Raw genomic sequence first — 13947 nt, 5'->3', positions numbered from 1 at the left:
GTGAATAATTGATGTTTACCAGACTTGATTAAAATTACCTACGATTTTTTGCGTTGGAATAACACTGATAAAAGCTTTTTCATCTTCAGATAAAATGGTCTTTTTTAAAGTAGACCATTGGACATTAACGATGACACAAAATAGAACTTGTTTATCTGAATGGGTATACGCACCATTAGCGTTCCAAAAAGTAACCCCTCTTTTCATCGTCTTTGTAATCGCCTCTGCTACTTGTTCCCCTTTACTGGTTACAATCATAACAGTAATTCTTCCTACATGGTTTAATAACACATCATAAGTCCTAGAGGTTGCATAGATAGAGATCAATGTATACATTGCAATTTGGGGGTCAAAAAAGTAACCAGACGCCAGCACAATAAGTGAATTAATCACTAATGTGATCCGGCCAATATTCAAAGCAAAATATTTTGCAACTACCCTAGATACAATATCGATTCCGCCTGTAGAACCACCTAGTCTTAAAACGATCGAAATCCCAATTCCGGAAATAATTCCCCCAAAAATAGCAGAGAGTAGAATATTATCAGTCCAGATATAATGAACAGGGATCACACGCAGGAAAAAAGCTAAAGAGGCAACACTAAGTGCGGTATACCCAACAAATTTTTTTCCTAAAAATTTATATCCCAATATCAGTAATGGAATATTATAAACTACGTTTTGAATGCCTACAGACCACCCAAATAAATGGTAAAGTAAAATTGCAATCCCAGTGACACCACCAGAGATTAAATGGGAAGGTACGATTAATGAATTAATGCTAAACGCCAGAATCGCTGTTCCCATCAACACCCCAGCCACTTCAATGATCATTTTCCACCAATGTTTCTTCTCTTGCATCGTCCTTCTTGTTCGCCTCCACTTCTTTCCATAAAAAAAACACCTCATCCCAATCAGGGACGAAAGTGTTGTCTTCACTTACGCGGTACCACCCTGCTTACTTAGGCAAAACGTTAAAATCGTTTAACCATAAGTCGCTCTTTCCATCAATAACGGGATGACCCGAAGTTCATCTCAGGATTAGCTTTCAATCATACTTCATCTAAAAGTTCTTTCAGCCTAAGGAACCTTCTCTCTTACAGATGGTCTATGATTTACTGGATCCGTCATCGATATCAAAACTTTTCATTTTGGCAATATTATATCGACCGTTAAGAAGAAAGTCAACTAATGTCTTGAAGAATAGTATAGCCCAATATGTTGAAAAATCACCTTCAATATTGCAAAAATAGGAACAGCTAAAATCAGTCCTGCAATCCCTCCTATTTCTCCTCCCACTAATAAGGAAAGAATAATAAAGAGTGGATGAATATGTAAAGATTTTCCAACTATTTGTGGAGCAAATACATTACTTTCAAGGGCCTGAACCATCAGATTGACTGCTAAGACGGTCAATCCCATTTTCCAAGAGATACTTAATCCCACTATAATCGCTGGAGCAGCACCCAAAAAAGGTCCAAGGTAAGGGATAATATCGGTGATCGCCACAATAAAAGCAAGGAATAGGGAATAGGGTAAGCCAATGATCATATAACCAATATAAGCCATAATCCCTACAATTGAAGCCACTAATAATTGACCTCGAATATAATTTCCTAATGCCTCATCAATATCTTTAACTAAACGAATCATTTCTTTTCTTCGTTTTTTGGGTACAAAAGTAATTACCGTTTTTTCAATCAACTTAAAATCTTTTAAGATATAGAAAGTAACAAACGGTACCAAAAAAATCGTAAAAAGAACGCCTATTGTATTACTTATCCAATCCGTAACATTGGTAAAACCTGTCGAGATTTTCTTTTCAAGATTTTCAAGTGTTGAATCGATTCCATCTTGAAATGAATCGGGAATTGGATACTCATGATTATGTCTAATATTTTCAAGCCAACCTTCCAGCTTGCTAACCATGTTAGGAAGATACTCACTCAGTTCTTTCATTTGTGTAATCATCAAAGGAAAGGCATGAAAAAGAATGATGGCCAAAGACCCAAAAAACACAATATAGATCAATAATACTGCAATCGATCTTGGTACACCTCTTTGATGTAATTTGGTAACGATTGGATGTAATAAATAAGAGATGATGACTGAAATAAAAAAGGGCAATAAAAGATGACTTAAGAAAAAGAAAATTGCAGCAATTACAGGACTTAGCTTTACAAGTAAAAGAATAGCTAAAAGGAAAAGTATCGTTAGTGTGAGAAAAAAGAATAATTTTTTGTGAGGCCAATTTTCCATTTGTTTGTCCATTCTTTTCCCCCTTTCTGTCCCTTCCTATAGACAAGTATATGTTGTTTTATCTGTTTTTACGCATAAAAAAAGGTTTGTATATTCCATCACACTCCGTCATCCGTGCCCTTCTATGAATAAAGATTATGGAGAGAAGGGCACTTCTGAAGGTCGCTGCTTATGGAATATACAAACCCCAATAAATAGCGGATGAAAGTAGAACTTTCTTTAGATAAAAGAACGAAGTTTGCTATGCAAACTTCGTTCTAATATCACCACTTTATCTGGTTCTAACCATTCTGCGAAACATTCTCGATGTGCCAATCAAACGGAATAAACCTAGTCTACCCATCATATTAATCATCATATTCATTGCTTGATTCATCATACGCTCTGTTTTAGATGAACGCCGCATCATCCTTGTTACTGCCGCAACGAGTCCACCTATAATCATGATTTGTGCTAAGCGACCCATAGATTCAACCTCCTTTAGAGTGATTCTTGGATTCTTAACTCATCTTCCGTGAATAAATCATCTAGAGAACTTAGGCTGCCATCCTCTTCTACCTGATAGGTGGTAAGACGGTCTCCTTCAACAGCTAATTCAATAAAACAATCCCAGCAATAATACTGGTTATTTGCGATCTTCCCTATATTACGGCGATGGCAATTAGGACAGGTTAACAAAATAAACTTCCCCCTTAAATTGATTCCTCATCCATAATAACGTCTTGAACTTCATCTTGGGGTACAATCATTGCATCTTCTCCAAGCACCATTCTTTTTGGGTATTGAATAACTTTTCGACCCTCTGTTACATCGGTAAGGAATCCATCAGATAATTCATACCCTAATATTTTCCCCATTTCTTCCATAAAATAAACATCTTGAATTTGTCCTAATTCATGACCATTCGTCGTAAAAACAGGTAATCCTTTATAACGTTTTTTCCCAGAATAGATCCCGAAGTACTGTTCAATCAGATCTAAGGAAGTTAGAAAGCGTTTTGTGCCTACCGTAATTGCATCATCCCCAATGGCACCAATATGTTCAAACGCTAAATATTGCCTTTTTCCAAATAGGCCATCGGACTCAACTGCAATTCCTTTAAGTTCTCCATTTTCATCAAAATACACGTCTTTTGTAACGCCAATTTTTTTACCAGAACTAAGATCAATAACAGGTAGACCTATAACATCTTCTGTTTTCCGCAAATTAACCTTCCCTCCCTTATATAAGGGATATAGTTAGTATACGCTTATTTACGTTTTCGATTTACGATGTTAACAATTTCTTTGGCAGCTCTTTCTATATCTTCAAGGGTATTTCCATAACCAAAACTAATTCGAATGGCAGACTTAGCGATAGGATCAGGAAGATGCAATGCCTTAATAACACGGGTTACATCAATGGAACCTGCTGCACAAGCTGATCCACCTGATATTGCGATCTTTTTCATATCTAGACTTACAATCATCGTTTGCGTATCAACGGATGGAAAACTTACATTAAGAATACTAGGAACACCATGAAGGTCCCCATTGATAAAAAACTCCTCTTCCCCTAACTTTTCCTTCCATATTTTAATCATTCGATTTTTAAATTGTTGCGCTTTTTGCCATTTTTCTTCTCTTGTCTCAGTAAGAATTTTTGCTGCCTCTCCAAACCCAACAATTCCTGGTACATTCTCCGTACCACCTCTTCTATTCCTTTCCTGATTGCCCCCAATTAAAGGTCTTATTTTCACATCTTTATGAATATATAAAGCACCTACTCCTTTAGGACCATTAATTTTGTGGGAGGAAACCGTTAATAAATCGACAGGCAATGTAGAAACATCTATATCCATCACAGGAAAGGCTTGTACCGCATCCGTATGAAAAAGAATCCCCTTTTCCCGGGCAATATCTCCAATTTGTTGAATTGGCTGAATCGTTCCAAGTTCATTATTCACATACATTACACTAATTAAAATGGTGTCGTTTCGGATCGCTTGTTTCAATTGATCTATTTCGACTATTCCTTGTGAATTGACAGGCAAATAGGTGATTTCAAAATCAAACTGCTTTAAAAAATCGACTGCTTCAAAGACAGCTGAATGTTCAATTTCCGAGATGATAATGTGTTTCCCCTTCTCGCGTTGAGCTAATGCAGCTCCTACGATAGCCGTATAATCACTTTCAGTCCCCCCACTGGTAAACACAATTCTTGTCGGATGCGTATGTAATGCTTTTGCTACGTAAACTCTTGCATCTTCTATGGGTATCTTTGCAATTTTACCTTTGAAATGGAGGCTTGATGGATTGCCAAAACGATCCTGTAAAAAAGGAGTCATTTTTTCAAAGACCTGTGGATGAACAGGTGTGGTTGCTCCATGATCCAAATAAATATCGTTCATACTAATTTCTCCCTTTCTTTATTAATCCTCACATTAAATAAATGGATAAAAAATTGCATGGCAGGTCCTATCATGACAGAAGCAATTACAGTCCCAATAAAGACAGGGCCACCCAAAACCCAACCGATGAGGAGTGCAATCATTTCCATCATCGTTTTTATTTTACCTATACCCCAATGAAAACGTTCAGATAAAACTAGCATCAAACCATCTCTAGGGCCTGGCCCCAATTTTGAAGTAATGTACATACCAGATCCCATGCCCATAAAAATAATACCAAGAAATAGAAACATTATTTGAGGAATGATCATTTTCATGGTTGGTAACAGATACAAAAAGAGATCAAGAAACCAGCCAACAAAAACCATATTAAGAACGGTACCAACCCCAAGTATTTTTTTATCCATCAAATAACTTACTGCAATCACGACGATTCCCACAATTTGTGACCATGTACCAACTGTTAAACCAAGTGTTTTATATAATCCAATATGGAGAACGTCCCAAGCAGAAACCCCTAAATTGGCTTCAATAATCAATGAGATGCCTAAACTCATCACAATGATGCCCATAAAAAATATAATCATACGTATGAACCATTCATGTTTGCTCATTTTACCTCTCCTCAACCAACACATTCTCTCTCTACAATTTACAATTCACTTATTAAATATAATTGTTACTTTCTTTTCCTTTGTTGCAATTTTGCTTCCATCCCTTGATCACTTGGAAAGTAATACTGTGTTTCAGACATTCCATTTGGCAAATATTGTTGTTCTACAAAGTGATTGGGATAATTATGAGGATATTTATATCCTATGCCATGACCTAGTTGTTTTGCTCCTTTGTAATGAGCATCCCTTAAATGAGAAGGAACCTGACCTAGCATTCCCTTTCTCACATCGGAAAGAGCTGAATCTATAGCTTGAATCACCGAATTTGATTTAGGACTTTCTGATAAGTAAATCACACATTGAGCTATGTTTATTCTCGCTTCAGGCAATCCAACAGCTTGAAGGGCATGTAGGGTCGCAATAGCTTGTTCTAACGCATTAGGATTTGCCATGCCGATATCTTCTGACGCATGGACAATGAGTCTTCGGACAATCAGTTTGGGATCCTCACCTGCTTCCAGCATTCTAGCCATCCAATATAGAGCTGCATCTGTTGCACTACCCCGAATTGATTTAATCATGGCACTCATCATATCATAGCGTGCATCCCCTGTATCATAACGAATCGCAGGTTGTTGAATGGACTCTTCAGCAATAGCCAAAGTTACTCTAATTTTTCCATCCGCATCTGGAGGGGTCGTGGTTACCGCTAATTCAAGAGCATTTAGAGCCTTCCTTAAATCTCCGTTTGCCGTATAGATGATGTGTTGCAAAGCTTCATCTTCCATCTCAACTGGCTCATTACCTAGTCCGCGTTCTTTATCTGTTAAAGCCATTTCTAAGGCTTCTTTCATCTCATCTTCTATTAAAGGTTCTAGTCGAAATAATTGACTTCTAGATAATAGGGCTGAATTTACCTCAAAGAAGGGATTTTCAGTCGTTGCCCCAATTAAAATCAGATCGCCCTTTTCAACAGAAGGAAGAAGGGCATCTTGTTGTGCTTTGTTAAAACGATGAATCTCATCTAAAAAAAGTATCGTTTTTCTTCCATAAAGTCTAACTTGTTCAGAAGCTTTTTCGATTACTTCTCTCACCTCTTTGACCCCTGCACTTACAGCATTAAGGCGAACAAATTCACTCTGTGTCACTTGACTAATCACATAAGCAAGACTAGTTTTTCCTGTACCCGGAGGGCCATATAGGATGATCGATGAAATCCTATCTGCTTCAATCGCACGACGAAGAAGTTTTCCCTTACCAACAATATGCTTTTGACCAATATATTCATCTAGATTTCTAGGACGTAAACGATCAGCAAGCGGAGAAAATTGGTTCGTTGTTGAAGAAAATAAATCATACATGAATCAGCACTATCCTCGTTTCCTTAATTGTTGTACCACTTTCGTAAAAATATTTACAGTCTGTGTAATATCCTCATCTTGAATTTCGCGATGAGTGGTTAAACGGATTAAATATTCTCCAAATGCACTTCCAAGGATACCAAATTCCTTTAATTCATTTAAAAACTGAACGGCTGTAATGCCCAACTGTTTTATATTGATTAAAACAATATTAGTTTCAACATGTTCAAGGTCAATCTGAATTCCTTCAATTTCATTAATCCCTTTTGCCAAATCTTTTGCACGATGATGATCTTCTGCGAGTCGATCAACCATCTTGGTTAAAGCAACAATTCCAGGTGCAGCCATTAAACCAGACTGTCTCATTCCTCCACCAAGACGTTTGCGCCATTTTCTAGCCCGTTCTATCCATTCTTTTGGCCCGGCTAAAATAGAACCCATTGGTGCACTTAACCCTTTAGATAAGCAGACTTGAACAGTGTCTACATATTTGGTAAATTCTTTGACACCTACATCTAATGCTATCGCTGCGTTAAATAAACGAGCTCCATCTAAATGAACAGGTATGCCCTTTTCTTGTGCCAACTGGTAAACTGCTTTCATATAATCAGGTGGAATAACGACTCCTCCTGCACGATTATGTGTATTTTCTAAGCCAATCATTGCCGTTTGAGGAAGATGAATATCTCCTTCTTCACGAATCGCTTCCCGAATTTTATCAAGTGGCATTCTTCCTCTTTCACCTTGAATCGTTCTTGTTTGTACCCCAGCAAGGGCAGCTACTGCTCCAGCTTCATAATAAAAAATATGTGAATCAGCTTCTAGAATGATTTCATCCCCTGGCTTGCCATGAGTTAAGACAGCAATTTGATTCCCTTGTGTACCACTTGTTACAAATAAGGCTGACTCTTTCCCCAGCATTTCAGCAGCAAGAGTTTCCAGTTTTGTAACGGTTGGGTCTTCGCCATATACATCGTCACCTACTTCTGCATGATACATTGCCTCACGCATTTCTTGAGTAGGTTTTGTTACAGTATCACTTCGTAAATCGATCATCTTATCTCACTCTCCCAGAATTAATTCTTTTAAAAAATATCATATCACCATGTGGCTTCTGTTTATAGCGCTTTTTCAAATTGGTGAATATATTCAATTCCTTCCTGCCAGTTTTTAATTCTTGGAATATCAGCAGGATAATCCTGATTATACTTGGCATCCATGATGATGGTGTGTATCTTTTTTGCTAAAAGGTTATTGATATGCTCAGGGTCATCCTCAAAAAAAAGATCAATTCCTAATTGATTAGCAACGGTTCCTTTATCATGTGCATTCATAAAAAGATTTTTTCCATTATATGGAAAATTATGTTTTTTTAGCCACTCGATTGTAATCTTTCTAATCCGATCCGTATCAGGCCTTGCAGTGATAAAATAAATCTGATTTCCTTCTCCCTTTAATTGTTGTAATGCTTCAGGTGCATGTTCAAGTGGGATTCCAACTGTGTAAATTTTGGCTTCAAGTTTGCGCCAAATTCTTCTTCCTTCTTCTTCAGATAATCCATACGGTTCATCTAAATAAAAGGTTGTGACTTCATCTTCTTTTACATCGCGATTCAATACTTCATTATACAATTGAATCGCTGTTCTTTGTGTTTGTTTAATCGTTCCGTCTATATCAATACCTAGTCTCATACAATTCCCTCCGGCATAATCTCTTTACTTTATTTACTATATCACTTCTTTAAATCATTCATAAATGAAATCTACATTTTTCTGCACATTTTTTTGGGCTTATTATTTTTTAAAAGATAGGATATACTTTAATTAGATATTTAGAAATTTATCTAAATATTAAACTAACCTTGATTGCCCCAAGAACATTAGTGGAAAGGCAGGTGTGTATTCATGTCATCCTTTAATCATACATTTAAGGCCTTATCAGATCCGACGAGAAGAAAGATAATTCAATTATTAAAAGAAAAGCCATTAACGGCTGGAGAAATCGCCGATCAATTTGCAATGACAAAGCCAAGCATCTCCCATCATTTAAATATCCTGAAACAAGCAGATATGATCCAGGATGAAAAACAGGGGCAATTTATTCTTTATCAGCTGAATACAACTGTTTTTCAAGATATTATGAGCTGGATGATCGATTTAACCGAACAAAAAATCAAGGAGTGAAAATCATGAAAAAATCAGATTGGTTTTTATTAGCCATTATTTTGTCTACGTTTGCCATTGGACTTATTCTTTCTTCTCAACTTCCAGATCAAATCCCAACCCATTGGAATATACAAGGAGAAGTCGATTCCTATAGTGAAAAATGGCAGGCGATATTGCTTTTCCCTGGTTTGAATTTGTTGTTATTTTTCTTCTTTTTCGTCACTCCGAAAGTTGATCCAAGAAAAGAGAGTTATGCTAAATTTGCTGGGGTTTACATTATTTTCCGATGGAGTATTCATCTGTTCCTTGCTCTGATCTATCTCTTAACCTTGTTATATGCAATCAAAGGAGCAGACCAGATCCCTAATTATCTACAAGTTGGTTTTATCGTTCCATTTCTTGTTTCTGTGTTATTTATTATTATTGGCAACTATTCCGGAAAGATTAAGGACAATTATTTTATCGGTATACGTACACCTTGGACATTAAGTAGTAAAGAGGTCTGGTACAAAACTCATCGTTTGGCAGGAAAGTTATTTGTGATCACAGGGATATTGGGTATCATCGGTAGCCTTTTCCAAGGTATGATTGCTTTTATCCTTTTAATTGGCTCCCTTCTTATCTCAGTAGGGGTAATCACTTTATATTCATACCTACAATATCAAAAGGAAATAAAAGAGGAATAAATGAAAAAACCAAAATAAAGGAATTAAGCAAAAATCGCTTAATTCCTTTATTTTTATGATTGAATAAGTTCACGCACAACCACACTAGCTAAAATCATACCCGCAACTGGTGGAACAAATGCGTTGCTAGCTGGAGGTCTTTTTTCTTTGCGAATTTCACTTGTTTTTTTGCCGACCACTTGATAAAGATCTTCTTGAAGTGCGATTGGTTTTTCTGGAGAAAAAACCACTTGTACTCCTTTGTGAATTCCATGTTTTTTTAGCTGTTGTCGAATTACTCTAGCAACTGGATCGGTATGTGTTTTGGAGATATCTGTAATGACAAACTGGGTAGGATCCATTTTATTGGCAGCACCCATGGAGGAAATAATAGGGACATTTCTTTTTTTACTTTCAAGAATAACTTGGATCTTACATGTCATCGTATCGATCGCATCAACGATGTAATCAGGCTGATGAGAAAAAATCTCCTCTGCAGTTTCTTCATTGTAAAACATATGTAAAGGAATCACTTCACAATCAGGGTTGATCTCTTTGATTCTTGTTACCATCAGCTCTACCTTTGACATTCCTACAGTGGAAGTTAAAGCATGGATTTGTCGATTGATATTGGTGATGTCGACAACATCCTTATCAACTAGAATAATTTTTCCAATAGCTGAGCGAGCTAATGCCTCTGCAGCATAAGAACCTACCCCACCAACTCCTAATACGACCACAGTACTATTTTTCAGAATTTGAAGATTTTCTGATCCAATTGCTAATTCTAACCTTGAAAACGCATGTAACATGAACGATTTCCTTTCTCAAATTCGTTATATTCATTAATCTTTTTCATTTAATTTATCAATTTGATACTATGTAAATTCAGATGAAATGTATATTACAACAAGCTCCGTCATCCATGCCTTTTTTTGAAGAAAAAGCAAAAAAAAGAGCCCCGGGTATGCCGTGTTTCCTAGGTTTTGAACCTGCTCTCGCAGGTGGGTGTCCTGTCTTTGATTTCATAGGTCCAAGATAAATCATGGCTTCTTATCCACCAAAGAACCCGAACTCCCGTAAAAAAGGTGTTGGCTCAAAACTGTCGGTACTTCACGTACAACTTAGGGCTCTTATTGTTAACTTGTAATTTTATGTTACCATATGGATAAGCCGAAAATCAAGTGGGCTTTGTTACAAAATCTTTACCAATCTAACTTGTCTATTCTTGGCCATCTTTTTCAATCTGTAAATGAAGCTCATTTAGCTGTTTTCTATCAACTAGAGTTGGGGCACCTGTTAATAAGCAATTGGCTCCAGCTGTCTTTGGAAAGGCAATGGTATCTCTCAGATTGCTTCGTTTGGCTAGAAGCATAATGATTCGGTCTAACCCAAAGGCAATTCCTCCATGGGGTGGAGTTCCATATTCAAAAGCTTCCAATAAAAAGCCAAATTTTTCCCAAGTCTCTTCTTTGGAGAATCCTAAAGTCTGAAACATCTTCTCTTGGATCTCCTTTTTATAAATCCTCATACTTCCTCCACCTAATTCGTACCCATTCAACACCATATCATAAGCTTGTGCTCTTACCTTAGCTGGGTCTAAATCTAACAATGGAATATCTTCGGTTTTTGGCATGGTAAATGGATGATGCTCTGCTACGTATCTTCCTTCTTCGTCATCATAAGCAAGTAGAGGAAAATCAGTCACCCATAAAAATTGATAAACATCATGAGGAATTAAGTTTAAATCTTTACCTAATTTAAGACGCAGATTTCCTAATGCATCCGCCACCACTTTCTTTTGATCGGCAACAAAGAGTAGTAAGTCGCCATTTTCTACTTCAAGGATTGCTTTCATTTGTTTTAATTCTTCTTCTGTCACAAATTTAGCAATCGAGCCTTTGACCTCACCCTCTTTAAAAGCAAGCCAAGCAAGACCCTTAGCACCATAACGAGTAACAAATTCTGTTAATTGATCAATCTCTTTTCTACTATAATGAGCACAACCCTTTGCATTGATCGCTTTAATTTGCCCCCCGTTTTCAATCGTATTTTTGAATACTTTAAACTCGCTATCTTTTAAGACCTCAGATATGTCTTTTAATTCTAAACCAAAGCGAATATCTGGCTTATCTGAACCATATCGATCCATGGCTTCCTGGTAAGTCATGCGTAAAAAAGGACGCTCAACTTTGTAGCCGATGGTTTCTTGGAATAAGCCAACCATCATTTCTTCCATAAGATCTTGAAATTCTTGTAACGGCATAAAGGACATCTCAATATCCACTTGTGTAAATTCAGGTTGTCGGTCTGCACGCAAATCCTCATCTCTAAAGCAACGTGTAATTTGATAGTATCGTTCAAAACCAGACACCATTAAAAGTTGCTTATATAACTGTGGGGATTGGGGCAAGGCAAAAAAATGACCTGGATGTTTTCGACTGGCAACAAGATAGTCTCTTGCACCCTCTGGTGTACTCTTGGTAAGCATCGGTGTCTCAATATCTAGAAAGCCATGTTTATCCAAAAAATTACGAATAAAGATCATAGCTTGATGGCGCAATATCAGTGTTTTTTGCATTTCATTTCGCCTTAAATCAAGGTAACGATATTTTAGACGCAAAGTCTCATCAATATCTATATGATCTTGAATGAAAAAGGGTGGATTCTTTGCTTCATTGATGATTTGGATCTCTTTTACATCAATTTCTATTTCTCCTGTCGCTATATTTGGGTTAATCGTTGCTTCATCCCTTTTAACAACCATCCCTTTTACAGCAATAACATATTCGTTTCTTGCTTTATCCGCAATCTCATGAGCATCTTTTGAAGCTTCTGGATTGAAGATCAATTGAACAATTCCACTTCGATCCCTTAAATCGATAAAAATGAGTCCCCCAAGGTCACGCCTTTTTTGAACCCAACCACTTAATACAACTTCTTCACCTATATGTTCTGTATTAAGTGTTCCACACTGATGAGTTCTTTGTAGTAACATCTTTCTTTCCTCCTATTCCTCTTTAAGTTTACTTTTAACTATCTCAACAATCGTTGATAAAGATACTTCCTCTTGATCCCCTGTTTTCATATTGCGGACAACAATTTTATTTTGATTTAACTCATCATCCCCCAAAATCAAGACTAATTTTGCTTGTAGTCGATCAGCTGCTTTCATTTGAGCTTTCATTTTTCGACTTAGATAGTCTTTTTCTGCAGAGATTCCTTTTTCACGTAATTCATCTAAAATCTTCATGCTAACAGCTTGTACATTTTCCCCTAGAGTGACAAGATAAACATCGATTCCTTGATCAAGATCTAATGCCACTTCTTTTGATTTCAATGCCAGGGTGATTCTCTCCATGGAAAAGGCATAACCAATACCAGGAACATCATCACCGCCAATTTCAGCTACAAGCCTATTGTAACGGCCACCTCCACACAGGGTTCCTACAGCTCCAATACCTTCTGACATGATTTCAAAAGCCGTTTGTGTGTAGTAATCTAAACCACGTACTAATCTTGGATTCTCCACATATTGGATTCCCATCTGATCTAAGTATTCTTTCACTTTATGATGATGAATTCTACAATCTTCACATAAATACTGATCGATCGTCGGTGCATCTTCTGTGACTGCTTTACAGGTTTCATTTTTACAATCTAACACCCTCATTGGGTTGCGGTCGATTCTCGACTGACAATCTTTACATAAATGATCTTCAACTCCATGTAAATGGTTCACAAGCTTTTCTCTATAGACTGGGCGACAGACTGAACAACCTACACTATTGATTTCTAAGCGAAGTTCATTAAGCCCCATATCTTCAAACTGACGCATCGCCATCGAAATCACTTCTGCATCAATACTTGGATCACTACTTCCTAATACCTCAACACCGATTTGTGTAAATTGGCGTGTTCTTCCTGACTGAGGCCTTTCATAGCGAAACATCGGCCCAATATAGTAAAGTTTAGTAGGATCTGGATTTGCAAAAAGTTTGTTTTCCACAAAGGAACGAACAACAGAAGCTGTTCCTTCTGGGCGTAAGGTTAAACTTCGATCCCCTCGATCTTTAAAAGTATACATCTCTTTTTCAACAATATCTGTTGTCTCCCCAACACCACGTTGAAATAACTCAGTATGCTCAAAAATGGGAGTCTTAATCTCCTTATAATTGTAGCGCTTGTAAATATCTTTTGATTTTTGTTCGACATATGTCCACAATTCTGTTTCTCCAGGTAAAACATCGGCTGTACCTCTTGGAACATGAAACTTCATAACGCTCCTCCTTACAAAATTCTTGTTTATATTTTCCTGAATGAAAAGATTGAAACCAATAAAAAAAATCCCTCTCCTGATGTTTTTCTTTCATCAGGGACGAGAGATACGAAGATCACCCGTGGTACCACCCTTTTTGGATAAAATCCCACTTCATTCCCATTAACGTTGGTAAACGCTACTTGGTTACTTCCAAACATTTTCACCAAGAGTCC

At 37.0% G+C, this 13947-nt stretch carries 15 protein-coding genes, 1 other RNA gene and 1 other annotated feature (1 of these 17 only partly in view); of the genes, 2 read left to right on the top strand and 14 right to left on the bottom strand.

Annotated elements, in window-relative coordinates; translation table 11 throughout:
* Positions 1-15: 15 nt before the first annotated feature.
* The 10 genes from TEPIDINF_RS02065 to TEPIDINF_RS02020 all read right to left on the bottom strand — a co-directional run bounded on the left by TEPIDINF_RS02065 (position 16) and on the right by TEPIDINF_RS02020 (position 8314).
* Entirely contained in the window at positions 16-861 is an 846-nt protein-coding gene (locus TEPIDINF_RS02065) for a YitT family protein (protein ID WP_068723238.1), read from the bottom strand.
* Between the two features lie 327 nt (positions 862-1188).
* On the bottom strand, positions 1189-2271 hold the full coding sequence (locus TEPIDINF_RS02060) for an AI-2E family transporter (RefSeq protein WP_235589056.1): 1083 nt from the start codon (positions 2269-2271) through the stop codon (positions 1189-1191).
* A gap of 259 nt (positions 2272-2530) precedes the next feature.
* Positions 2531-2725 carry a hypothetical protein gene (locus tag TEPIDINF_RS02055; RefSeq protein ID WP_068723236.1) on the bottom strand — a complete coding sequence of 65 codons (195 nt, stop codon included), beginning with the start codon at positions 2723-2725 and terminating at the stop codon, positions 2531-2533.
* A gap of 14 nt (positions 2726-2739) precedes the next feature.
* Entirely contained in the window at positions 2740-2937 is a 198-nt protein-coding gene (locus TEPIDINF_RS02050; protein WP_068723234.1) for a hypothetical protein, read from the bottom strand.
* Positions 2938-2951: 14 nt separating this feature from the next.
* Positions 2952-3464, bottom strand: a complete 513-nt coding sequence (locus tag TEPIDINF_RS02045; RefSeq protein WP_068723232.1) for a PRC-barrel domain-containing protein — start codon at positions 3462-3464, stop codon at positions 2952-2954.
* Positions 3465-3508: 44 nt separating this feature from the next.
* The gene (locus TEPIDINF_RS02040; protein WP_421691264.1) at positions 3509-4648 is read right to left on the bottom strand and encodes a cysteine desulfurase family protein; all 1140 of its coding nucleotides are present in this window, start codon (positions 4646-4648) and stop codon (positions 3509-3511) included.
* Entirely contained in the window at positions 4645-5262 is a 618-nt protein-coding gene (locus TEPIDINF_RS02035; RefSeq protein WP_421691263.1) for a YczE/YyaS/YitT family protein, read from the bottom strand. Before TEPIDINF_RS02035 ends, TEPIDINF_RS02040 begins: the two co-directional genes overlap by 4 nt.
* A gap of 65 nt (positions 5263-5327) precedes the next feature.
* Positions 5328-6623 (bottom strand): replication-associated recombination protein A, encoded by a 1296-nt coding sequence (locus TEPIDINF_RS02030; protein WP_069800320.1) that lies wholly within the window; start codon positions 6621-6623, stop codon positions 5328-5330.
* 9 nt (positions 6624-6632) lie between these two features.
* Entirely contained in the window at positions 6633-7679 is a 1047-nt protein-coding gene (ltaE, locus tag TEPIDINF_RS02025) for a low-specificity L-threonine aldolase (RefSeq protein ID WP_068723226.1), read from the bottom strand.
* A gap of 62 nt (positions 7680-7741) precedes the next feature.
* A complete protein-coding gene (locus TEPIDINF_RS02020; RefSeq protein WP_421691262.1) occupies positions 7742-8314 on the bottom strand; it encodes a 5' nucleotidase, NT5C type in 573 nt (190 codons plus the stop codon).
* A 213-nt stretch (positions 8315-8527) separates the two neighbouring features.
* Between TEPIDINF_RS02020 and TEPIDINF_RS02015 the strand changes: the two genes are divergently transcribed.
* A complete protein-coding gene (locus tag TEPIDINF_RS02015; RefSeq protein ID WP_069800324.1) occupies positions 8528-8806 on the top strand; it encodes an autorepressor SdpR family transcription factor in 279 nt (92 codons plus the stop codon).
* A 5-nt stretch (positions 8807-8811) separates the two neighbouring features.
* Positions 8812-9474 (top strand): SdpI family protein, encoded by a 663-nt coding sequence (locus TEPIDINF_RS02010; protein WP_421691261.1) that lies wholly within the window; start codon positions 8812-8814, stop codon positions 9472-9474.
* Between the two features lie 53 nt (positions 9475-9527).
* Here the strand turns inward: TEPIDINF_RS02010 and TEPIDINF_RS02005 are convergent, their stop codons facing one another.
* The 4 genes from TEPIDINF_RS02005 to hisS all read right to left on the bottom strand — a co-directional run bounded on the left by TEPIDINF_RS02005 (position 9528) and on the right by hisS (position 13732).
* The gene (locus tag TEPIDINF_RS02005) at positions 9528-10265 is read right to left on the bottom strand and encodes a tRNA threonylcarbamoyladenosine dehydratase (RefSeq protein WP_421691260.1); all 738 of its coding nucleotides are present in this window, start codon (positions 10263-10265) and stop codon (positions 9528-9530) included.
* Between the two features lie 142 nt (positions 10266-10407).
* Positions 10408-10587: non-coding RNA, 6S RNA (ssrS, locus tag TEPIDINF_RS02000), on the bottom strand.
* A gap of 88 nt (positions 10588-10675) precedes the next feature.
* The gene (gene aspS / locus TEPIDINF_RS01995; RefSeq protein WP_421691259.1) at positions 10676-12451 is read right to left on the bottom strand and encodes an aspartate--tRNA ligase; all 1776 of its coding nucleotides are present in this window, start codon (positions 12449-12451) and stop codon (positions 10676-10678) included.
* 12 nt (positions 12452-12463) lie between these two features.
* On the bottom strand, positions 12464-13732 hold the full coding sequence (gene hisS, locus TEPIDINF_RS01990) for a histidine--tRNA ligase (RefSeq protein ID WP_069800346.1): 1269 nt from the start codon (positions 13730-13732) through the stop codon (positions 12464-12466).
* 92 nt (positions 13733-13824) lie between these two features.
* Positions 13825-13947: a binding site (T-box leader), on the bottom strand; it runs 104 nt beyond the window's last position.

The organism is Tepidibacillus infernus (assembly GCF_048898065.1).
GTDB lineage: Bacteria > Bacillota > Bacilli > Tepidibacillales > Tepidibacillaceae > Tepidibacillus_B > Tepidibacillus_B infernus.
The sequence above is the reverse complement of the archived record's forward strand: the minus strand, read 5'-3'. Positions and strand labels throughout refer to the sequence as shown.

Coding starts and splice junctions, on each gene's coding strand:
- TEPIDINF_RS02010 (WP_421691261.1), top strand. CDS start 8,812: ATGAAAAAATCAGATTGGTTTTTATTAGCCATTATTTTGTCTACGTTT.
- TEPIDINF_RS02040 (WP_421691264.1), bottom strand. CDS start 4,648: ATGAACGATATTTATTTGGATCATGGAGCAACCACACCTGTTCATCCA.
- TEPIDINF_RS02055 (WP_068723236.1), bottom strand. CDS start 2,725: ATGGGTCGCTTAGCACAAATCATGATTATAGGTGGACTCGTTGCGGCA.
- hisS (WP_069800346.1), bottom strand. CDS start 13,732: ATGAAGTTTCATGTTCCAAGAGGTACAGCCGATGTTTTACCTGGAGAA.
- ltaE (WP_068723226.1), bottom strand. CDS start 7,679: ATGATCGATTTACGAAGTGATACTGTAACAAAACCTACTCAAGAAATG.
- TEPIDINF_RS02060 (WP_235589056.1), bottom strand. CDS start 2,271: ATGGACAAACAAATGGAAAATTGGCCTCACAAAAAATTATTCTTTTTT.
- TEPIDINF_RS02035 (WP_421691263.1), bottom strand. CDS start 5,262: ATGAGCAAACATGAATGGTTCATACGTATGATTATATTTTTTATGGGC.
- TEPIDINF_RS02005 (WP_421691260.1), bottom strand. CDS start 10,265: ATGTTACATGCGTTTTCAAGGTTAGAATTAGCAATTGGATCAGAAAAT.
- aspS (WP_421691259.1), bottom strand. CDS start 12,451: ATGTTACTACAAAGAACTCATCAGTGTGGAACACTTAATACAGAACAT.
- TEPIDINF_RS02030 (WP_069800320.1), bottom strand. CDS start 6,623: ATGTATGATTTATTTTCTTCAACAACGAACCAATTTTCTCCGCTTGCT.
- TEPIDINF_RS02065 (WP_068723238.1), bottom strand. CDS start 861: ATGCAAGAGAAGAAACATTGGTGGAAAATGATCATTGAAGTGGCTGGG.
- TEPIDINF_RS02015 (WP_069800324.1), top strand. CDS start 8,528: ATGTCATCCTTTAATCATACATTTAAGGCCTTATCAGATCCGACGAGA.
- TEPIDINF_RS02020 (WP_421691262.1), bottom strand. CDS start 8,314: ATGAGACTAGGTATTGATATAGACGGAACGATTAAACAAACACAAAGA.